Genomic DNA, 20184 nt, shown 5'->3' with positions numbered 1-20184 from the left:
TCAAAAAACGATCAATCTCGGGGGCCGCTCATCGGATGCTGAGGCGCAGCTATTTGACCGCGTGATTGGGGGAGTGCAGGACTAAATTGTCATGAAGGCAGTATCGGATTGGCACTTGAGAATTGCGGTTGAAGAAATAGGAAGCAGAAAATTTCACGTGAGATGGGATTTGGCTAGATCAAGGGCTAACAAAAGCTTCCTCACTTTCGACATCTGTCGCAAGTGAGGAAGTTTGTGAGCGCACTGTATGCCTAATGGCTCTTAGTGAAAGGGTTATATATAGTAAAAGAAATGGCGAATCTCCGACTCCTGGGTCTCGTTTCGGCAATAGATGCCATTCTCTGTCTCTGTAGGAGAAAGGTAGTAAATTACCGCCCACCTGCTATTAGCGTCAGTCCCGACATCCGCAATTACAATACTTTTATTAAGCACAGTAAGCTTCTCTCCCGCATGAGTTCCAAAGCCAGTAATGGTTACCTTGGGATGGTTCGTGATGCCGCCCTCAGGAATTTCGCTTCCATATACGTCCGTGATGCTGGAGATGGTCGGTATCACAGTCGCATTGACGGTGAAAGTCCATACCGCCGATTCGGCATCGCTGCCATCGAGCGCTTTGGCTTTCATTGCATGCGTGGTGAGGCTCAGATTCGAGACCGTCAAGGTCCATTTCCCGCTTGCATCCACGGAGGCGCTACCTTGCGAGACGCTACCATCAAAAAGCTGGACATTCTTACCAGGCGACGCTGTACCGCTCAGAGTTACGCTGGTATCAAACGTTGAACCGTTGTTAGCAATTTCCTGCCCTTTCGAATCCCTGACACTGCTGATAACGGGAGGGTCAAGCACCACCGGCTGGCCGACACTGAACGCCAGCACATCGGAGTCGCTGCGAATTCCGCTCGCACGCATCACCCAGTACGAGGCCTCAACGGTGCCACCGTCGTTGGCTGAAATGTTTTTGGAAGCAATCTCGAACACCACGGGTCTGTTCAGGGTCAATGAGTTGATCGTCAGCGAGTCCTCCACATTGCCGCCGACGCTGCCATGCCACAGGTAATGCACGTCATCGCCTATGGCCATTCCTGGGTAGACTGGAGCGGTCAGGGTGGTGCCCGCCAGATCCGGGTCCATTACGCCTTCCACCACGCCATCGACCAATGGGGCTTGCAGCTCGGCACGGGGCTCGCCGATGTTCAGCGTTGTGGCGCGGGCAGATTCACGGTTGACGATCGTGCCGCCTACGTCTTTGGCGAGGATGAAATACAGCTCGAGGGTACCGCCCTCAATCGCTTTGAGGTGGGTACCCGATACGGTGAAATTGATCGGATCCTTGCGGGTCGCTTCCCCCTGGGAGATGTTGTGTGCCGTCAATTGCGGGTCGTAAATGGAGAAGTCAGACCGGGTGCCAATCCATTTCAGGGTCAGTTGATCGCCCGCCGCCATGCTGTCATCCCACGGGATCTGCACGGTGGTCTGCGGCAGGGCTGGATCGATCGCACCCTGCTGGGCATCAAGGGCGACGGGCGCGGCCATGCGCACAGTTTCACCGATGACGTTGATGAATGCGCCCTTGGACACGGCTTTCGACGCCCCTGATGAGTCCTTCAACGTGTAGGCAAATACTGCCTGGGTTTTGGCCAGTTGCCTGATCTGCGCATTGGGCATCGATATGTCGAAGACATGTCCCAGGCGGTCGATCGTCACCGGCTCCGCTTCGTACCGAAGGGCGTCGCCGTCTGCCGTGTTTCCCGTCAATGTCACGAAAATCTGGTCGCCCACCGCGAAGTCGGCTTTGAGGGGGGCAAGACCTTTGAGTGCGCCCTTGCCCAGGGAGGCTTCCAGCTGTGCGGTCAGTTTCCTGCCCAGCAAAGCGCTGAATTGCGCCATAAATTGCAAGCGACTCCCAACCGCGACCTGAACGGTCACCGCGTTGTTGCCCAGCGTGTTGAGGTCGAGCACATTGTCGATAGCCTCATCGATAAAGGGAGCGTCCAGACGTGAGTTGCCGGTGTCCACCACAATACGGGTCTCGGCGGCCCAGTCTTCGGAGCGGTTATCCACCACGTCGTAGACCTCAAACGTCACGGCCAGGCCATTTGGGCCTGAGTCTCCCCCCGCAAGAATGACGTCTTCATCGACGCTGATTACGATCTGTTGACCCACATCCCCAGCGGTCACCTTGTGGTGCACAAACTCCCCGCCCCAGGAAAGCTTGATATCGTCCCCTTCACCCATGTTCGGATAAGGGTCAATGGTGATCGGCACGCCATTGCTGGCAGCATCGGCATCCACACCATTGTTGATAATGTCCTGAGGCAGCGTCAGTCTGAGTGCTGAATGGCCGGGGATGTCACCGTTCTGATCCTGTCCGCCGGGACGGTCGAGTTTGACCAGTACGTCGGTGTCAGCGGACGGCTCGGCATTCTGGCCCGGCCGCGTCACGCGGTACTGGAGCGTGTGCTTGCCCTCAGTGAGGCGCACTGCGTCGACAAAGGCAGTCACCCGCTGATTGACCTTCGCCGGGTCGTCGATGACCGCCGTCGTGACCGCAGTGCCCTCGAGCCACACGGACACGCTGTCACCCATAAGCATGTTGGACCATGCCGGGATGTACAGCTGCAGGCCCCGTTGCGGAAAGTTATCCAGGGCGGCGCCGTGGTTGATGCCCCATAACGTCTCCCCGGGTTCAGCCGGTGGTTCGGGGAGAGGGCCCACGGCACCGGGGATTTGCAGTTCGATCAGCGCGTTGGGGGCAGCGGAAGCGAGGGACGGATCTTGCGGGGATGAGGCCATGGCGGTTGACTCCTGTCGGGGAAATTCCAGGAGTCATTGAGCGCCGGATCGGGTGGATTGACTACTGTCAGAAATGACAGGTTTTGCCGCCTTTGGTCGGCTTTAACGGCGTGCCAGAAAGTCAGCTGTCACAAACGTGGTCTGGCCCTCTGCGGGGTGCTATTTCCAGCTGTGGATGGGCCATCCGGCGTTTTCTGCCGCTTCTCGCAGCACGGGGTCCGGATTCACTGCATGGGGGAAATCCACTTGCTCCAGCAGTGGCAGATCATTGCGCGAATCCGAATAGAAACTCGCCCCCTCAAGGTTCTCGCCCTCCTGATCCAGCCATGCCATCAAGCGGGTGATCTTGCCTTCGCGGTAGGTGAGCACGCCGGTGGTCTTGCCGGTGTAAACGCCGTGGGCGACTTCCAGGTCAATGGCCAGCACTTCATCGACGCCGATGCGCTCGGCAATCGGCTTGACCAGGTGCACGCCCGACGCCGAGATGATCAGGATGCGATCCCCGGCCGCGCGGTGCTCGGCGATGGCCTTGGTGGCGTCACTGAAAATGATTGGCTCGATGTAATCCTCGACCCAGGGGCCCACCAGAAAATCCACTTCCTCCGGCGTGCGCCCGACCATCGGGTCCAGGCTGAACGCCATGTAATCTTCCATGGCCAGTTCGCCCTTGCCGTAGGCTTCCATTAGTTCGTGATCTTTTTTCATGAACCACTCGGGATCGACCCAGCCCAGCCGCCCCATTTGCTCGCTCCACAAACTGGAACAGTCACCGTGGATCAGGGTTTCGTCCAGATCGAAAATTGCTAAAGGCACCGCGCCCTCCATTAATCAGTGTTGGTTCTGTTGGTGTCCGGCGCGCAGCGGCAAGTTCCGAGCCGCAAGCTGCAAGAAAAAGCTGGATCACCGCCGCGCCCTCTTGCAGCTTTTAGCTTGAAGCTTGCGGCTGCTTCAAACGGCACACAACGCCGACGCTTCGATGTGCAGGGTGACGCGCTGGCCTTTCGCGTGCAAGTCGCTGGCCGAACGGTTGAGCACGTCGACCACCAGTTCCACGCCCCGGGCCTCGACGCGATAGCGAATCACGTTGCCCAACAGGCTGTGGCTGCGCACTTCGCCTTCCAGTGAACCGGTCAGGCTTAATTGAATGGCTTCCGGGCGAATCGCTACGCGACTGTTGATCGGGCGTTGCATCAGGCGGCTGGCGGCGTCCGCCTCCAGCAGGTTGTAGTTGCCGATAAAGCCGGCGGCGAACGCATCGACCGGTGCGGTGTACAGGGTTTCGGCGTCGCCGCTCTGCACGATCCGGCCCTGATTCATCAGGAAAATCCGGTCGGACATGGTCAGCGCTTCTTCCTGATCGTGGGTCACGAAAATCGTCGTCAGGCCCAGCTCCTGCTGAATCGCGCGGATCTGCTCGCGCAGGTGTTTGCGGATGCGCGCATCGAGGGCCGACAGCGGTTCATCGAGCAGCAGCAGGCGAGGGCGGGTCACCAGCGATCGCGCCAATGCCACACGTTGACACTGCCCACCCGAGAGCTGATGCGGATAGCGGGCGGCGAACTCGTTCAGCTCCACCAGCTTGAGCACCTCGGCCACCCGCTGCTTCATTTCATCCGTGCTGACTTTCTGCATGCGCAGGCCGAACGCGACGTTTTGCTCCACGTTCATGTTGGGAAACAGCGCGTAGCTCTGGAACACCATGCCGATGCCGCGCTTCTGTGGCGACACCGGCACCAGGTCCTTGCCGTCGAGGAAGATCCTGCCGCTGGTCACCGACGTCAGCCCGGCGATGCAGCGCAGCAGGGTGGACTTGCCGCAACCGGACGGGCCGAGCAGGGTGACGAACTCGCCTCTGCGGATTTCGCAATTGATGTCGCTGAAGACCGCCGTGCTGCCGTAATTCTTCTGCAGGTTTTCGACACTGACGAAGCTCATATCAGTCGTTGTCCTTGTTCAGTCGGTTGGCCGCCCACGTCAGCAGCAGTACGAAAAAGAAGTAGGAAATCACCAGCGCGCTGTTGAAGTGGCCGCTGCTGTTGCGCATGTTATTGAGGTACACCTGCAAGGTCTCGTAACGGGTGCCGACCAGCAGATTGGCGAACACGAACTCGCCGAACAGGAACGAGAACGACAGCAGCAGGGCGATCATCAGGCCCTTGCGCAGGTTCGGCAGCACCACCAGAAACGCGGCCTGAAAGGTATTGGCGCCAAGCAATTGAGCCGCGTCCATCAGGTCCACCAGATTGATCGCCTGCAGGTTGTTGGTGATCGCCCGGTACATGAACGGCAGTGCCACGGTGAAGTAGCAGCCGATCAGAATCCACGGCGTACCGACCATCGCCAGCGGCCCCGAGCCGTAGAGCTGCAACAGACCCACCGACGACACCACCGGCGGCACCGCGAAGGGCAGCAGGATGAGGATGTTCATCAGCGCGTCGAGCTTGGGGAAGTGGTAATGCACAACGAACAGCAGCGGCAGAATCAGCACCACCGACAGCGCCAGCGCGCCGACGCACACCAGCAGCGACTGAACGAACGCGCGGAGAAAACGCGGATCGCTCCACAGTGCGACGTACCATTTGTAGGTCAGGCCGTCGGGCAGAATCGTCGCCGACCAACTGGTGGCGATCGAATACACAAAGGTGCCCAGCAGCGGCGCGAGCAAAATCAAAAACAGCAAGTACACCACGACGCGGTGGTAGAGCCCCGGCGGGCGGCGTTCAGCGCGAGACATGGTAGCTCCTCTTCAACAGCCACTGATGCACGACCGTCACCAGCGTCATCATCCCCACCAGAATCATCGCCAGGGCGCTGGCCATGTTCGGGTCCAGCGTGATGTCACCCGCGACCATCGCCGCAATGCGGATCGGTAAAACGTTGAAGTTGCCGGTGGTCAGCGCGTAGACCGTGGCGTAGGCCCCCAGCGCATTGGCGAGCAGGATCACGAAGGTGCCGAGCAGCGCAGGCGTCAGCACCGGAATCCCGATGTGCCGCCAGAAATCCCAGCCGCTGGCCCCCAGCAGCGACGCCGATTCGCGCCAGTCTTCGCGCAGCGCGTCGAACGCCGGGTAGAGCAGCAGCACGCCCAGGGGAATCTGGAAGTAGGTGTAGAGAATGATCAGGCCGGTTTTCGAGTACAGGTTGAAGTCATCGATGATCCCGGCCTGCTTGAGAATCAGCGTCAGCGCGCCGTTGAAACCGAGCAGGATGATGAAGGCAAACGCCAGTGGCACCCCGGAAAAGTTACTGGTCATGTTGGCGAACGCGCTGACGAAATCCCGCAACCGCGACGGTACTTTGCGCAGGGAATAACTGCCGAGAATCGCGATGACGATGCCGATCAGGCTCGACCAGAAACTGACCTCCAGGCTGTATTGCATGGCCTGGCGGTAGAAGCGCGAATTGAACGCCTTGATGAAGTTGTCGATGCCCCAGCCGGCGTCCGATTGCAGGCTGTTGATCGCCACCCAGGCCAGCGGCGCGATCTGAAACGCGATGAAGAAAACCGCAAACGGCACGAGGCACAACAGCGCCAGCCATTTGCCGCGGCTTTGTGAGTTCACTTGAGCACCTCTTTGCACACAGGTTTGTCGTGGGGCACGCCGAGCAGCTCGCAGACGGTGCCGCAGATCTCGGTCTGTTTCGGTTGTGCATCGGGGTCGAGGCTGAAGGCGTCACCGAGCACGAACAGCGGGACTTCGCGTTCTTCCGGCAGCACGCCGTTGTGCGACCGGTCGTTGTTCATGCCGTGGTCAGCGGTCACCAGCACTTGATAGCCCGCATCGAGCCAGCGCTGCAGGTACTCGGCGAGAATGATGTCGGCAGTACGTGCGCTGTTGCGGTACTGCGGGGTGTCGAGGCCATGCTTGTGGCCGGCGTCATCGATGTTCATCGGGTGAACGAAGAGGAAATTTGGCCCGTGGGCCGTTCGAAGATGCTCGGCGTCGTCGAACAGGTGGGAATCGGGGTAGTGATCGACGTAGTAGAAGTGCCCGTGTTGAATCGGCAATTCGGCGTCGTCGGTGTGGCGGTCGCGTGCGGCAATGAACGGGCTGCGGTTGTACAGCTCGCTGACCCAGTGATATGCGGCAGCGGCGGTGGTCAGCCCCGCGTCGGTGGCGTAATGAAACACGCTGCGCTGGGTAGAAAGCCGGGAAACCTGGTTGTGCACGATGCCGCTGTCGATGGGCGCCACGCCGGTCAGAATGCACCCGTACAGCGGGCGTGACAGCGACGGCAGTTCGCATTCGAGTTTGTACAACGCCGCGCGGCCTGCGTTTCGGTAGGCCAGCAAATGCCCCATCGCATGGTGCGCCACGCTGTAACTCAGGCCGTCCAGCAGGATGAGGATGACGTTGTGTTTCATGGCGTCTCCGGAGGGGGGATCCCCAAACATTGCTGTAGGAGTGAGCTTGCTCGCGATCGCGGTATGCCTGCGACAGACAGGTTGACTGACACACCGAAATCGCGAGCAAGCTCACTCCTACAAGGGGCCTGCATCAGCAGTAAAGGATCACTGCATCTCGACGATGACTTGCTCGTTCCACTGTTGTGGCAGGGCTTTCGAGGTTTTTTCCCACGCCGCAGCGTCTTTGATGGGTGTCACGTTCTTGTACTGCTCGTTGGGCAGCAGCTTGGCTTGCACGTCTGGCGGCAGCGTCAGGTGCTCGGCGCGGATTGGGCGTGCGTTGCCTTTGGCCAGGTTGATCTGGCCGGCGTCGCTGAAGATGTATTCACGCGCCAGCTTGGCAGCGTTCGGGTGCTTGGCGTATTTGTTGATGATCGTGGTGTAGCCCGAGATCACCGAGCCGTCGGACGGGATCAGCACAACGTAGTCGTCAGGATTGGTCATTTTGGCCTTGTAGCTCAGGCCGTTGAAGTCCCAGACCACGCCCACTTCCACTTCGCCTTTTTCCATCGACTGAATCGACGGGTTGTTGATGCCCAGGCGCTTCTGTTTGGCCAGTTCGGTGAACAACTGCAGGCCCGGCGCGAGGTTGGTTTCATCGCCTTTCATGGAGATCGCAGCGGCCAATACGCCGTTGGCAGCCTGGGCCGCGGTGCTGACATCACCGATGGTGACTTTGTACTTGCCGTTCTTCAGGTCAGCCCACTTGGTCGGTACGTCCGAGCCGTGCAATAGCTTTTTGTTGACGATGAAAGCGATGGTGCCGGTGTAGGCCAGCGCCCAGTGACCGTCTTTGTCCTTGGCCCACTCCGGCACTTGCGCCCAGGTGCTCGGCTTGTAAGGTTGGGTCACGCCCTTCGCGACAGCGATCGGGCCGAACGCTGCACCCACGTCGCCGATGTCAGCGCTGGCGTTGTCTTTTTCCGCGTCGAACTTGGCCACTTCCTGCGCCGAGCTCATGTCGGTGTCCATGTGCACCAGACCGTACTTGGCGGTCAGGTCGGTCCAGGTGCCTTTCCAGTTCGCCCAGTCATCGGGCATGCCCACGCTGTTGACCGCGCCTTCAGCCTTGGCGGCGGCTTCGAGTGTTTTCAGGTCGGTGTCGGCGGCCATGGCCGACGTGCTCAGCGCGATGGCCGACCCCAGGAGTGATGCCAGCAAAAGGTGTTTCATTCGAAGCTCCTTTGTGCACTTCTCGACGGACTCATAGAAGTGTTCGTTGCGGATGATTGGTCTAGGTCAGCAATACCTGAGCCAAGTTAGGCCAGTTACATGACGCTTTCGTGTCTGGACCGACTCTTGCTGGAGCACACCACGGCCCCGGGGATTGCTGTGAAATGAGCGTAGACCATGCTCAACCGCTTGATCTGAAAGGGCCGGAAGATTTGCCGAGCGTCTGCGTCGCAGCGGCCTCAGGCTGGAATGTCACGCAACGGTCATCTACGCTGCCTAGGCTCTGGAGCACCGAAACGGGCCATTCAGCGAGCGACACTGCCCTTAAATAGCGCTGGTCTAGTCCAGATAGGTAACGCAATGCGCGACGAAATGCCCCGAGCGGTGACGACTATCTGCAACGCGCTGCAAGAGCAGATCGAACACGGTCTGCTGCCGCCGGGCAGCAAGTTGCCCGCTGAACGCAAATTGAGCGAGGTCTTCGATACCACACGCATCACCTTGCGCGAGGCGTTGGTGCAGCTGGAGGCTCAGGGCTTGATCTACCGCGAGGAGCGCCGTGGCTGGTTCATTTCACCGCCGCGTCTGGCCTATGACCTGATGCGCCGCAGCCACTTTCACGCGATGGTTCAGGCTCAGGGCCGAGTGCCCGCAACCCAGGTGATTTCCGCGAGGCTGCAACCGGCCTCGGCGGTGATCTGCGGGTTGCTGCAATTGCCGGCGCTGTCGAGCGTGATTCAGATCTGCCGCGCCCGCCGCATCGATGAACGGCTGGTGCTCTACGTCGAGCATTACCTCAACCCCGATTACTTTCCGCAGATTCTCGACATGGACCTGAATCAGTCGCTGACCGAGCTCTACGACAGCCACTACGGCATTCGCTACGGCCAGGTGCGTTTCGAGATGGTGCCCACGGCATTACCCGTGGAAGCGGCGGCGGCGCTGAAAGTGTCCATCGGCAGCCCGGGCCTGCGCATCGCCCGGGTCAACCACGACCAGCGCGGGCGGCTGATCGATTGCGACCTGGAATACTGGCGCCATGACGCGATTCATGTGAGTGCGGTGGTGGCGGATATTTAAATCGGCTTAAACCGTCGCGTCATCCTTCTTCTCGCGCACTTTGCTCACACGCCCGCCACTGGTGCTGACCTGCACATTCAGGCGCGGCGTCGCCAGGTCCATGCCGGCCTCATCCAGATATCGCTTGAGCGACAGGTTGAACGCCCGCGACACTTCCCATTGCTTGATCGGCGCAGTCTTGAAACGCGCCCGCAGAATGGCGTTGCCCGAGTCGAAACTCTCAACCCCCTGAATCTCCAGCGGCGACCAGATATTGCGCCGTTGCAGCGGGTCGGAGCGCATCTTCTGGCCGACGTCGCGGACCATCTTCAGCGCGTCGTCGATGTTCATGCTCGCCGGGATCGCGATGCGGAAAATCGCGTAACCGAACTCCCGCGAGTAGTTCTGGATGCTCTTGATTTCGCTGAACGGGATGGTGTGGACGATGCCGTCGATGTCGCGCAGCCGCACGGTGCGTATGGTCAGGCCTTCCACCGTGCCCAGGTGACCGCCGACGTCCACGTAATCGTCGATGGCCAGCGAGTCTTCGATGATGATGAACAGCCCGGTGATCAGATCCGCCACCAGCGACTGCGCGCCGAAACCGATGGCCAGGCCGATCACACCGGCACCGGCCAGCAGCGGCGTCACGTTCATGCCCATGTTCGCCAGCGCGACGATCGACGCGATGATGAAAATGGTCACGAACAGCACGTTGCGGATCAGCGGCATCATGGTCTGCGCGCGGGTATTGGCCAGGCCTTTGCGCGAGCGGGTGAGGGCGTGGTGAATCGCCGTGTCCGCGAGAATCCAGATCAGCCAGGCGAACATCAGCGTGGCGGCAAGGCCGATGAGCCTGACGCTGATGTCGTGGCCGTCGCCCTCGGCGAAGCGAATCAACGACAAGCCCCAGACCCGCAGGCCCAGTTCGATGAACACCAGCCATATCAGCAAGTGCGCAACGGTATAAAAGAAGTTCTTCAGGCGGTCCGAATACAGCGCGTGGCGCTTGTGAGCATGGCCTGGCTTGAGCGAATGACGCCGCACCAGGCCGTTGATGACCATGGACAGTACGATCAGCACGGTGCAGATCAGGGCCTGACGCAGTGCGGTGCTGGTGTCGCCCGCAGAAAAGAACGTGGCGAACAGGGAAACGCCCACCAGCACCAGCGCCGGCAGGTACCAGAACGTACCGAGAACCTCGATGCTGTCGCTCAGGGCGCGGCGTTTGAGGCGTCGCGCCAGCGCCTGATTGCGGATCAAATGCGCGATCGGGCGACGGAAACGGATAATGAACAGCCCGGTGGACAGCGCGGCCATGACATTGGCCAGGGTCGCGGCGGTGTGCGCCAGGTGCACGCCAAGGCTGGCGACCAGACGTGGATCGCTCAACGCCTCGCCGAAGGCGGCAAAGCTGCCGATCCACCACAGCGGACGAAACGCCTGATGGCGCAGGATGTACAAGGCCTGATGGCGGTGCGGCCCGTCAAGCAGGGAAAACGCGATGACGCACACCGCCGAGAACAGCGTGCCGACCACCAGCGCGTAAGCGAGCACCATCGCCAGATCACGGCCCAGAGACGGCGGCAGCGAGTAACTCAGATAGATCGTGATCACCAGCGCCACCAGCCACGGGCCCAGCTTGCGTAGCGCGAAGCGCAGCATGTCCGACAGGCGCGGGTGCTGCGGAAGCTCGGCGGAAAGGCCGAAGCGCAAGCGTACCTTGTGGCCCAGCCAGATCAATGCCGCCGCCAGCAGTCCCCAGATCGCCAGCACCACGGCAAAGCCCCAGATGATCGGCCACCACTGGTTGGCCGGCAGCATCAGCGCCATCAGCTCGTCCTGCGCCAGCGCCGCCTCGTCTGCCCAGCGACTGAGCGGGCTGTCCGTCCCGGTGAATTGTTTCTCCAGTTCGGCGAACGAACTGCCGATCAGGCCCAGCACGCCTTGCTCCACGGTCGGCTGCGCTTTCTTGGTGGCGTCCCGCAGTTTTTTCAGGTCATCGAGCAACTTGCTGCGCTGCTGGTCGTTTTCCAGCGACGTGATCACCTCGTCCAGCGACTGCCCCAACGGCTCTTGAGCATGAGGCTGCGTCTTGTCGCCGCCACTGAGCAGACTCGGCAGGCCGGCAGCGTGGGTCAACGCAAACGGGAACAGCGCCAGCAGGCAAAGCAGGAACAGGCGGGGCAGAACGAAAAGGCGGGTGGGAGCGATCACCTGGAAACAAACCTCGAATAGACAGGCGCTTGGGGTGGCGCGGTTCGGGAGCCGTGCCGGGTCAAGCAGAGGCGGATGAGTTTACGAGGGGATGGGGGGTGTGGCGAGGGGGAATTGTGAAGTCCGGGATAGCGCGAGGTGCAGGCCGTTTCCATGACCGGTGAAGGAAATGGATCGGCCTGCGCTCAATGGGGGTTCGAGATCAAGGCAACTCGGCACTCGCGTAGAACGCCGACAGCACCTTCACCAGGTGCGCCAGGTCCTGGCTGCCCGCCAGTTCGCGGATCGAGTGCATGGCGAAGGTCGGCAGGCCGATGTCGACGGTGCGTACGCCCAGATGACCCGCGGTGATCGGGCCGATGGTGGAGCCGCAGGCCATGTCGCTGCGCACGACGAAGCTCTGCACCGGCACTTCCTCAGCCATGCACAGGTGACGGAAGAAGCCGGCGGTTTCGCTGTTGGTGGCGTAGCGCTGGTTGCTGTTGACCTTGATCACCGGGCCGGCGTTGAGTTTCGGGCCGTGGTTGGCGTCGTGTTTCTCGGCGTAGTTCGGGTGCACGCCGTGGGCGTTGTCGGCGGAGATCAGCAGGGATTTCTGGATGGTGCGGACATAGTCGTCGCCTTCCGGCAGCAGGCGTTGCAGCACTTGCTCGAGCATCGGGCCGTCGGCGCCGCACGCGGACGTCGAGCCGACTTCTTCGTGGTCGGTGCAGATCAGCAGGCAGGTTTCGTCGCCGTCGGCATTGAGCAGCGCTTGCAGCCCGGCGAAGCAGGACAGCAGGTTGTCGAGGCGGGCGCCGGCGATGAAGTCACCGTTGAGGCCGATGACGGCAGCGCTTTGGGTGTCGTAGAAGCTGAGTTCGTAGTCGAGGACGACGTCTGCATTCAGGCCGTGTTCGCGGGCCAGTTGGTCAGTCAGCAGGGCGCGGAAGTCGGGGCGTTCGTCGCCGGCGACCTGGGCCAGGATCGGTGGCAGTTCAGTCTGCGGGTTGATCGCCCAGCCTTCGTTGGCGGTGCGATTGAGGTGGATCGCGAGGTTGGGGATGATCGCGATCGGCAGTTTGAAGTCGATCAGTTGGCTTTCGACTTTACCGTCGCGGCGGAAGGTGACGCGGCCGGCGAGGGAGAGGTCGCGGTCAAACCATGGCGCGAGCAGGGCGCCGCCGTAGACTTCGACGCCCAGTTGCCAGAAGCCCTGGCGTTGCAGTTCGGGTTGCGGTTTGACGCGCAGGCACGGGCTGTCGGTGTGGGCGCCCACGAGGCGGATGCCGCCGGTGAGGGGCGACAGGCGGCCGAGTTTGAAGGCGACGATGGAGGAGTCGTTGCGGGTGACGTAGTAGCGGCCGCCGGCTTCGGTGTACCAGGGCTCGCGTTCATCGAGCCGCTGGTAGCCGGCGCCTTCGAGGCGTTGGACCAGGCTGGCGGTGGCATGAAAGGGGGTGGGGGAGGCCTTCAGGAAATCGATAAGGCCCTGATTCAACTCTTCGCGCATAGGTTACTCCAGACAGCAATGGGCGGGAGTTTACAGGCCAAAAGGTGTTTTGATCGAGATCAAGATCAAGATCCTTAAGATCAAAAGCGTCTGCCTGGGGGCAGACTGTTTCGCCTTCGGCGAGTTACTTGGAAAAGCACCCCAAGTAACCAAGGGTGCTTGCTCCTGGTTTGGCTCCTCCTTCGTCGGAGTACCCTCACTCCGGTCTCGCTCCGTGGGCCCGCGGCGAACGGACATCCATGTCCGCAACGGCGCTCTCGCCGCATCCATGCGGCTCGGCCCACTGCGCGAGACCTCCGTTCAGCCTGCACCCAAGTCGCGATTGGCGGTGTTTGAGCATTTTGTGTACGAAAATCAAAAGCAGATCAAAAGCTTCCCGGCTGAAGCCGGTCCCACTGACCGTACGCGCTGTGCTTTTTAGTGGGACCGGCTTTAGCCGGGAATGGACGCGGAGCGTCCTCGGATGCATACCCACGCAGAGCGTGGGCACGATCGTAAACAGGGGGTACGTGGCGCTTTCAGGGGTGTATGCGGTGCTTTTTGTGGGACCGGCTTAGCCTGGAAGAGGCCAGTATGTGCGCTGGCAGTTTTGCAGACCGGCCCCCTTCCCTGTGGGAGCGAGCTTGCTCGCGAATGCTGTTGCTGTTGCTGTGCTTTTGATCTTCTCCCACGCCAGACCAGGCACCGCAAAACGCGACTTTGGTGCAGGCCGAGCGCAGGCGATGCGGAGTGGGTCGAGCCGCATGGATGCGGCGAGAGCGCCGTCAGGACATGGATGTCCTTTCGGCGCGGGCCCACGGAGCATCGTCGGAGTGAGGGAACCCGACGAAGTCGGGCCCAACCAGGAGCAGGCACTTTTGCTTACTTTTGGTGCTTTTCAAAAGTAAGTCGCCGAAGGCGAAATAATCTGCCGTTAGGCAGATGTTCTTGATCTTCACGCTGTTCTGACTAACGAAATCAAAACGGCGCCGGGCACTCGAACCGAACCCGCTCGCCCGTCCCCGGATGGGTAAACGCCAGCATGCTCGCATGCAGACACAACCGCGGATAGGCCGCCAGCGCCTCCGGGTGCGCATACAAACCATCGCCCAACAACGGATGCCCGATCGACAGCAAATGCACCCGCAACTGATGCGACCGCCCCGTGATCGGCGTCAGCTCAACCCGGCAATGGGTGTCATACCGCTCCAACACCTTCCAGAACGTCAACGCATGCTTGCCGACCTCATGATCCACCACATGACGCGGCTTGGTCGGCGGATCGTAACGCAACGGCAAATCGATACTGCCGCTGTCCAGGTCTGGCTGGCCCCACGCCAGCGCCGTGTACGCCTTCTCCGTCTCGCGGTCATGAAACTGCCGGGACAACTCACGGTGTGTGTCCGCGTCACGGGCCAGCAAAATGATCCCGGACGTTTCCCAGTCCAGCCGATGGACGATTCGCGCCTCGGAGTAGCCGTTTTCCTGCAGGCGGGTAATCAGACAGTCCTTGTTGTCGTCAGCGCGACCGGGGACCGAAAGCAGCAGGGTGGGCTTGTTCACCACCAGGACAGCGTCGTCCTGATGGAGGATATGAACGTTGGACAGCGGCATGGAACAGCCTCATAGCTCAAACAGGCGCAACACGATCGCGGCAGCGATCAGGCGCAAAAACAGGTCTTCAGCAAACGCCAACGGCGGCGCGCTTGCCTGATTCCGCAAAGGGACTCAGGCAACCGGGCCGCCGTGGCGACTGCCTTCTCGATCAACGATCAGGCAAGGTGATATTCAGTTCCAGAATCGAGCAGCTGCCGTCGTTTTCAAGGGCGACATGCACGTCATCGTTGCCGATATTGACGTACTTGCGGATCACCTCGACCAACTCCTTCTGCAAGGCGGGCAGGTAATCCGGGGTGCTGCGTTGGCCGCGTTCATGCGCCACGATGATCTGTAGACGCTCTTTCGCTACCGACGCGGTGCTGGGCTTTTTGTTGGCACGAAAGAAGTCAAAAATGCTCATCAGTTACCCCCGAACAGGCGTTCGAAAAATCCTTTTTTCTGTACGTCCAGGAAGCGGTGCTCACGGTCCTTGCCCAACAGACGGTCAACGGCATCGCTGTACGCCTGGCCGGCGTCGCTCTGATCATCAAGGATGACCGGCACGCCCTGGTTGGACGCCTTGAGTACGGCCTGGGATTCTGGAATGACGCCCAGCAGAGTGACGGCGAGGATTTCCTTGACGTCTTCAACGCCCAGCATCTCGCCCTTGCTGACGCGCTCGGGGTTGTAACGGGTCAGGAGCAAGTGCTCCTTGATCGGGTCTTCACCACGCTCGGCGCGGCGGGATTTGCTGGCCAGCAGGCCCAGCATGCGGTCCGAGTCACGGACCGAAGACACTTCCGGGTTGGTCACGACGATGGCCTCGTCGGCGAAATACATCGCCAGGTGAGCGCCCGTTTCGATACCCGCAGGCGAATCGCAGACGACGTACTCGAAGGTTTCCTTGAGTTCCATCAGGACTTTTTCAACGCCTTCCTTGGTCAGCGCATCCTTGTCACGGGTCTGGCTGGCAGCGAGGACGTAAAGACCTTCGATCTTCTTGTCCTTGATCAGCGCTTGCTGCAGGTTGGCTTCGCCGTTCACTACGTTGACGAAGTCATAAACGACGCGACGCTCGCAACCCATGATCAGGTCGAGGTTACGCAGGCCGACGTCGAAGTCGACGATGACCGTTTTGTGGCCGCGCAGTGCGAGACCGGTACCGATGGCGGCGCTGGTGGTGGTCTTGCCCACACCACCCTTGCCGGATGTAACCACGAGAATCTTGGCCAAGGTGTATCACCCCTAGAGGAAAAGGACGTTGAGTCCCTGAAGAGCCCCTCATGACGGCGCAACTAAAGCGGGCGAGGGCGGTGATCGGAACCCGTGAAGGAATTCCTGTTCGGGAGAACAAAAAAATATCCCGAACGTCCCGGTGCCTTCGCGTCGTTTTCGCGACGAATCAGAGTGGCTTAAAAATGGCGCAGTATCCGTTAAAGACGGGTGATGTTCAACACGTCCCCGGAGAGACTGATCTGCACACCGGCGCCCCACAGCGGATCCCGGCGCAGGTCTTCGGACACCTTGTACTGGCCGGCGATCGAGATCAGTTCGGCGACCATCTGCTGGCAGAAAATCCGTGCCTTGGTATCGCCTTTGATCCCCGCCAGCGCGCGGCCGCGCATCGGGCCGTACACATGAATGTTGCCGTCGGCGAGCAGCTCCGCTCCGGGGCTGACCGAGGAAATGACGACCAGATCCGAACCCTGCGCGTAGATCTGCTGACCGCCGCGCACGGGGGCGGTGATGATCTTGGTCGGTTTGATCAGCGGCTCGGGCGGCTTTTCAATGATTTCCGGCTTCTTTTTGACTTCGCCTTCCGTCGGATCAAGCGGTCGCTCGCGCGCGCCCGAAGGCGGCAGCACCGGCAGGTCGATGGAAATGGCGGCGGCGATGTCTTCGATGCGGTTGGCCCGAATGGCCAGTGTGCGCAGACCGTGCTGACGGCAGATGCGCATCATCGCCGGCAGGTCGATCGCGCCTTCATCCGGCGGCAGTTTGTCGAGGGCCAGCACCAGCGGTGTATTGCTGAAGAAGTTCGGCGCCTGGGCGACTTTTGCCGCCAGTTGACGATCCAGCGCTTCGAGGTTGTTGCGGGCCAGTTCCAGCACAGTGATGGCCAGCATGCTGCCCTTCAGCTGGAACACGGGGTCCTTGTCTTGCAATTCGATTTGGCTCATGTCGGCATACAGCGGCTTGTCGCTAAAAGTGCCGAGACTTATAACGATAACGCCCGCCAGCCGCAAGGGAGGCGCAACCGACGGCGGCACGATCCGCGTGAACCGATGTAGAATGCCCGCCTTTGTCCTGACGGAAGCTGTAATGGATCGCCCGCGTTTTCGAGCTCATTTTCTTCATCCCCGCTTCTGGCTGCTGTGGCTGGGGCTGGGCTTGCTCTGGCTGATCGTGCAGTTGCCGTTTCGCGTGTTGCTGGTGATCGGCCGTGCGTTGGGCTGGGTCATGTATTACCAGGCAACCGATCGGCGGGTGATTGCCGCGCGCAACCTGGAGCTGTGTTTCCCCCAGTATTCAAAGGCCGAGCGCAAACGCCTGCTGAAAGAAAACTTCGCCTCCACCGGCATCGCGTTTTTCGAGATGGCCATGAGCTGGTGGTGGAGCAAGCCGCGTCTCGCGCGGTTGGCGCACATCGAAGGCCTTCATCATTTAAAGCAGGCGCAGCTGGACGGCCATGGCGTGATCCTCATGGCGCTGCACTTCACCACCCTGGAAATCGGCGCGGCCCTGCTGGGTCAGCAGCACACGATCGACGGCATGTACCGCGAGCACAAGAACGCGCTCTTTGATTACATTCAGCGTCGCGGCCGCGAGCGGCATAACAAGGATTCCATCGCTGTCGAGCGCGAAGACGTGCGCGGCATGATCAAGCAACTGCGCAAGGGCCGGGCGATCTGGTATGCGCCGGATCAGGACTACGGCGCCAAGCAGAGCATCTTCGTGCCGCTGTTCGGCATTCAGGCGGCCACCGTGCCGGCCACCAGCAAGTTCGCCAAGCTCGGCCACGCGCTGGTCGTGCCGTTCACCCAGGAGCGTCTGGCCGATGGCAGTGGCTACAAACTGGTGATCCATCCGCCGCTGAGCGATTTTCCGGGGGAAAGCGACGAGGCGGACTGCCTTCGCATCAATCAATGGGTCGAGCGCGCCGTCACCGAATGCCCCGAGCAGTACCTGTGGGCGCACCGGCGGTTCAAGAGTCGGCCGCCGGGTGAGCCGAAGCTGTACAAGAAGCGTGGCTGAAACCAAGAGCTGAAACCCCATGACGACAAGCACCATAGAACAACAAGCGGTGCGCAACGCCTCAGCTTTACCTGCCGGCGTCGAGCCCATCACCGGGCTGATCCTGTCCGGCGGCGGCGCCCGCGCGGCGTATCAGGTGGGCGTGCTCGCCGGCATCGCCGACCTGCTGCCGGTGGGCGCGAAGAATCCTTTTCCGGTCATCGTCGGCACCTCCGCCGGGGCGATCAACGCGGTGAAGCTGGCCAGTGGCGCTGCGCAATTTCGTACGGCCATCCACGAACTGACTGACTTCTGGCAGGGCTTTCGCAGCCATCAAGTGCTTCGCAGTGACTGGCCCGGCGTCGTTCGGCAGGCCACGCGATTTTTCGGTCGCAGCCTGTTGGGCATCGGTCGCCAACAGGTGCCGGTGGCGTTGCTCAACAGCTCACCGCTCAAGGATCTGCTGACCGCGCGGCTCAATCTCGACGGCATCGACGAAGCCATTGAAGCGAAGCATCTGCGCGCGGTGGCGATCACCGCGTTCGGTTACGAGTCGGGGCAGGCGGTCACGTTTTATCAGGGCAAGGGCACGATCGACTCCTGGCTGCGGCATCGCCGGATCGGTCTGCCGACGCGCTTGACGATCGACCATCTGCTGGCCAGTTCGGCGATCCCTTTACTGTTCGCGCCGGTGAAGCTGGGCCAGGAATATTTTGGTGACGGTGCGGTGCGGCAGTCGGCGCCGATCAGTCCGGCGCTGCACCTGGGCGCCAACCGTGTACTGGTGGTAGGTGTCAGCGGCAACCCCCGTGGCCCCGGCGCGAACCCGCCCGTGCCGCGAGCGGTCCGTGGCGTGCAACCGAGTCTTGCGCAGATCGGCGGGCACATGCTCAACAGCACGTTCATTGACAGCCTGGAGAGTGACATTGAATTGCTGGAACGGCTGAATCTGGTCAGCCGCATGCTGCCCGCGTCCGACGTGCCCAGGCCGCAGTCGTCAGAGTCGACGCCCATTCAGTCCCTCGCGCCGGTTGAGGTGCTGGTGATTTCGCCCAGCCAGCCCATCGACGAAATCGCCGCCCGGCATCGCCGCGAACTGCCCCCGGCGCTGCGCACGTTTCTGCGCGGCCCGGGTGCAACCAAGACCAGCGGGGCCGGGGTGCTGAGCTATCTGCTGTTCGAATCGGGTTATTGCAGCGAGCTCATCGAGCTGGGACGCCGCGACGCGATGGCCCAGAAGGATGAGTTGATGCGCTTCTTGCGGCTGTAGTAAACCGTTGCGGTTCATTAAACGCTGAGGCGTTTACGCCGTCAGCTTGTCGTCCCGAAAATCCCGCAGTGCCTGTTCGATTTCTTCACGGCTGTTCATCACGAACGGGCCGTATTGCACGATCGGTTCGCCCAAGGGTTTGCCAGCGATCAGCAGCACGCGGGCGCCCGTTTGGGTGCTCAGCTGAATCTCACCGCTTTCCGACAACCGCGCGAGACGGCTCGTACCCAGTTTCTGTGGCTGTCCTGCCATCTCGACTTCACCTTCGTATACGTACAGCAGCACGCGATGGCCCTCGGCGACGCGCGGGCTGATGTGGCTGCCGGCGGGCATGTGGAAATCGAAATACTGCGGCTCGGTGTCCGGACGCTGCACGGCGCCTGCCTGGGACGTCTGGCCGTCGTCGAACTGCCCGGCGATCACCACAACCTCGACGCCGTTCTGCGTGGTGATGCGCGGAATGCGCTCGGGCTGAATATCGTCGTAACCGGCGTCGCCCATCTTCGATTTGGCCGGCAGGTTGAGCCACAGCTGGAAGCCGCGCATGGCGCCTTCTTCCTGCTCGGGCATCTCGCTGTGAATGACCCCGCGCGCAGCGGTCATCCATTGCACGCCGCCGGCTTGCAGCAGGCCGACGTTGCCCATGTGGTCTTCATGGCGCATGCGGCCTTCGAGCATGTAGGTCACGGTCTCGAATCCGCGATGGGGGTGGGGCGGGAAGCCGGCGATGTACTCGTCGGGGTTCTCGGAGCCGAACTCGTCGAGCATCAGGAACGGGTCGAAGGCTTCGATGCCTGGCCCGCCGAACACACGGGTCAGCTTGACGCCAGCACCGTCCGACGTTGGTTGGCCGGCCTGGATCGACAGCACTTTACGAAATTGAGGCATGGGGCTCACTCCGGCAGAAGGGGAATGGCGCCTATGGTAGGCCTGTTGGAGCGATGGATGGGTGAGGTTTTT

General features: G+C 61.1%; 17 protein-coding genes. 3 read left to right on the top strand and 14 right to left on the bottom strand.

What is annotated here, in order from left to right:
• Positions 1–273: 273 nt before the first annotated feature.
• From QWI20_RS06255 to QWI20_RS06225, 7 genes are all read right to left on the bottom strand, one after another.
• Positions 274–2793, bottom strand: a complete 2520-nt coding sequence (locus tag QWI20_RS06255) for a hypothetical protein (RefSeq protein WP_369304684.1) — start codon at positions 2791–2793, stop codon at positions 274–276.
• Between the two features lie 159 nt (positions 2794–2952).
• Complete coding sequence (locus tag QWI20_RS06250) at positions 2953–3606, bottom strand: HAD family hydrolase (RefSeq protein WP_369304683.1); 654 nt, start codon at positions 3604–3606, stop codon at positions 2953–2955.
• 135 nt (positions 3607–3741) lie between these two features.
• Positions 3742–4728, bottom strand: a complete 987-nt coding sequence (locus QWI20_RS06245; protein WP_369304682.1) for an ABC transporter ATP-binding protein — start codon at positions 4726–4728, stop codon at positions 3742–3744.
• A gap of 1 nt (position 4729) precedes the next feature.
• Positions 4730–5527 (bottom strand): ABC transporter permease, encoded by a 798-nt coding sequence (locus tag QWI20_RS06240; RefSeq protein ID WP_369304681.1) that lies wholly within the window; start codon positions 5525–5527, stop codon positions 4730–4732.
• The gene (locus tag QWI20_RS06235; RefSeq protein ID WP_369304680.1) at positions 5514–6356 is read right to left on the bottom strand and encodes an ABC transporter permease; all 843 of its coding nucleotides are present in this window, start codon (positions 6354–6356) and stop codon (positions 5514–5516) included. The genes QWI20_RS06240 and QWI20_RS06235 overlap by 14 nt, the downstream gene beginning before the upstream one ends.
• Positions 6353–7159 carry an alkaline phosphatase family protein gene (locus QWI20_RS06230; RefSeq protein ID WP_369304679.1) on the bottom strand — a complete coding sequence of 269 codons (807 nt, stop codon included), beginning with the start codon at positions 7157–7159 and terminating at the stop codon, positions 6353–6355. The genes QWI20_RS06235 and QWI20_RS06230 overlap by 4 nt, the downstream gene beginning before the upstream one ends.
• A gap of 147 nt (positions 7160–7306) precedes the next feature.
• Positions 7307–8374 (bottom strand): ABC transporter substrate-binding protein, encoded by a 1068-nt coding sequence (locus QWI20_RS06225; protein ID WP_369304678.1) that lies wholly within the window; start codon positions 8372–8374, stop codon positions 7307–7309.
• 360 nt (positions 8375–8734) lie between these two features.
• On the opposite strand from QWI20_RS06225, the gene QWI20_RS06220 reads away from it, so the two are divergent.
• Complete coding sequence (locus QWI20_RS06220; RefSeq protein ID WP_369304677.1) at positions 8735–9454, top strand: UTRA domain-containing protein; 720 nt, start codon at positions 8735–8737, stop codon at positions 9452–9454.
• Positions 9455–9460: 6 nt separating this feature from the next.
• Here QWI20_RS06220 and QWI20_RS06215 read toward each other — a convergent pair whose 3' ends face one another.
• From QWI20_RS06215 to minC, 6 genes are all read right to left on the bottom strand, one after another.
• Positions 9461–11650 carry a mechanosensitive ion channel family protein gene (locus QWI20_RS06215; RefSeq protein WP_369304676.1) on the bottom strand — a complete coding sequence of 730 codons (2190 nt, stop codon included), beginning with the start codon at positions 11648–11650 and terminating at the stop codon, positions 9461–9463.
• A 202-nt stretch (positions 11651–11852) separates the two neighbouring features.
• Positions 11853–13142, bottom strand: a complete 1290-nt coding sequence (locus QWI20_RS06210) for a M18 family aminopeptidase (protein WP_108122029.1) — start codon at positions 13140–13142, stop codon at positions 11853–11855.
• 957 nt (positions 13143–14099) lie between these two features.
• The gene (locus tag QWI20_RS06205) at positions 14100–14735 is read right to left on the bottom strand and encodes an RluA family pseudouridine synthase (RefSeq protein WP_369304675.1); all 636 of its coding nucleotides are present in this window, start codon (positions 14733–14735) and stop codon (positions 14100–14102) included.
• 151 nt (positions 14736–14886) lie between these two features.
• Positions 14887–15141, bottom strand: a complete 255-nt coding sequence (minE, locus tag QWI20_RS06200; RefSeq protein ID WP_037013831.1) for a cell division topological specificity factor MinE — start codon at positions 15139–15141, stop codon at positions 14887–14889.
• Complete coding sequence (gene minD, locus QWI20_RS06195) at positions 15141–15953, bottom strand: septum site-determining protein MinD (RefSeq protein ID WP_037013830.1); 813 nt, start codon at positions 15951–15953, stop codon at positions 15141–15143. Before minD ends, minE begins: the two co-directional genes overlap by 1 nt.
• A gap of 200 nt (positions 15954–16153) precedes the next feature.
• Positions 16154–16900: a septum site-determining protein MinC gene (gene minC / locus QWI20_RS06190; RefSeq protein WP_074890214.1), complete on the bottom strand. Its 747-nt coding sequence runs from the start codon at positions 16898–16900 to the stop codon at positions 16154–16156.
• Positions 16901–17042: 142 nt separating this feature from the next.
• On the opposite strand from minC, the gene QWI20_RS06185 reads away from it, so the two are divergent.
• Entirely contained in the window at positions 17043–17975 is a 933-nt protein-coding gene (locus QWI20_RS06185; protein ID WP_369304674.1) for a lipid A biosynthesis lauroyl acyltransferase, read from the top strand.
• A 19-nt stretch (positions 17976–17994) separates the two neighbouring features.
• Entirely contained in the window at positions 17995–19224 is a 1230-nt protein-coding gene (locus QWI20_RS06180; protein WP_369304673.1) for a patatin-like phospholipase family protein, read from the top strand.
• 33 nt (positions 19225–19257) lie between these two features.
• On the opposite strand, the gene QWI20_RS06175 is transcribed toward QWI20_RS06180, so the two are convergent.
• Positions 19258–20112 (bottom strand): pirin family protein, encoded by an 855-nt coding sequence (locus QWI20_RS06175; protein ID WP_369304671.1) that lies wholly within the window; start codon positions 20110–20112, stop codon positions 19258–19260.
• Positions 20113–20184: the final 72 nt, after the last annotated feature.

This window comes from Pseudomonas sp. W2-17 (assembly GCF_041060445.1).
In the GTDB taxonomy this organism is placed as follows: domain Bacteria; phylum Pseudomonadota; class Gammaproteobacteria; order Pseudomonadales; family Pseudomonadaceae; genus Aquipseudomonas.
This window is presented reverse-complemented; position numbering and strand designations above follow the sequence as displayed.

What these genes read in the sequence shown, in the direction of transcription:
- QWI20_RS06255 (WP_369304684.1), bottom strand. Translation starts at nt 2,793, where the DNA reads ATGGCCTCATCCCCGCAAGATCCGTCCCTCGCTTCCGCTGCCCCCAAC.
- QWI20_RS06245 (WP_369304682.1), bottom strand. Translation starts at nt 4,728, where the DNA reads ATGAGCTTCGTCAGTGTCGAAAACCTGCAGAAGAATTACGGCAGCACG.
- QWI20_RS06240 (WP_369304681.1), bottom strand. Translation starts at nt 5,527, where the DNA reads ATGTCTCGCGCTGAACGCCGCCCGCCGGGGCTCTACCACCGCGTCGTG.
- QWI20_RS06230 (WP_369304679.1), bottom strand. Translation starts at nt 7,159, where the DNA reads ATGAAACACAACGTCATCCTCATCCTGCTGGACGGCCTGAGTTACAGC.
- QWI20_RS06225 (WP_369304678.1), bottom strand. Translation starts at nt 8,374, where the DNA reads ATGAAACACCTTTTGCTGGCATCACTCCTGGGGTCGGCCATCGCGCTG.
- QWI20_RS06220 (WP_369304677.1), top strand. Translation starts at nt 8,735, where the DNA reads ATGCGCGACGAAATGCCCCGAGCGGTGACGACTATCTGCAACGCGCTG.
- QWI20_RS06210 (WP_108122029.1), bottom strand. Translation starts at nt 13,142, where the DNA reads ATGCGCGAAGAGTTGAATCAGGGCCTTATCGATTTCCTGAAGGCCTCC.
- QWI20_RS06205 (WP_369304675.1), bottom strand. Translation starts at nt 14,735, where the DNA reads ATGCCGCTGTCCAACGTTCATATCCTCCATCAGGACGACGCTGTCCTG.
- minE (WP_037013831.1), bottom strand. Translation starts at nt 15,141, where the DNA reads ATGAGCATTTTTGACTTCTTTCGTGCCAACAAAAAGCCCAGCACCGCG.
- minC (WP_074890214.1), bottom strand. Translation starts at nt 16,900, where the DNA reads ATGAGCCAAATCGAATTGCAAGACAAGGACCCCGTGTTCCAGCTGAAG.
- QWI20_RS06185 (WP_369304674.1), top strand. Translation starts at nt 17,043, where the DNA reads ATGGATCGCCCGCGTTTTCGAGCTCATTTTCTTCATCCCCGCTTCTGG.
- QWI20_RS06180 (WP_369304673.1), top strand. Translation starts at nt 17,995, where the DNA reads ATGACGACAAGCACCATAGAACAACAAGCGGTGCGCAACGCCTCAGCT.
- QWI20_RS06175 (WP_369304671.1), bottom strand. Translation starts at nt 20,112, where the DNA reads ATGCCTCAATTTCGTAAAGTGCTGTCGATCCAGGCCGGCCAACCAACG.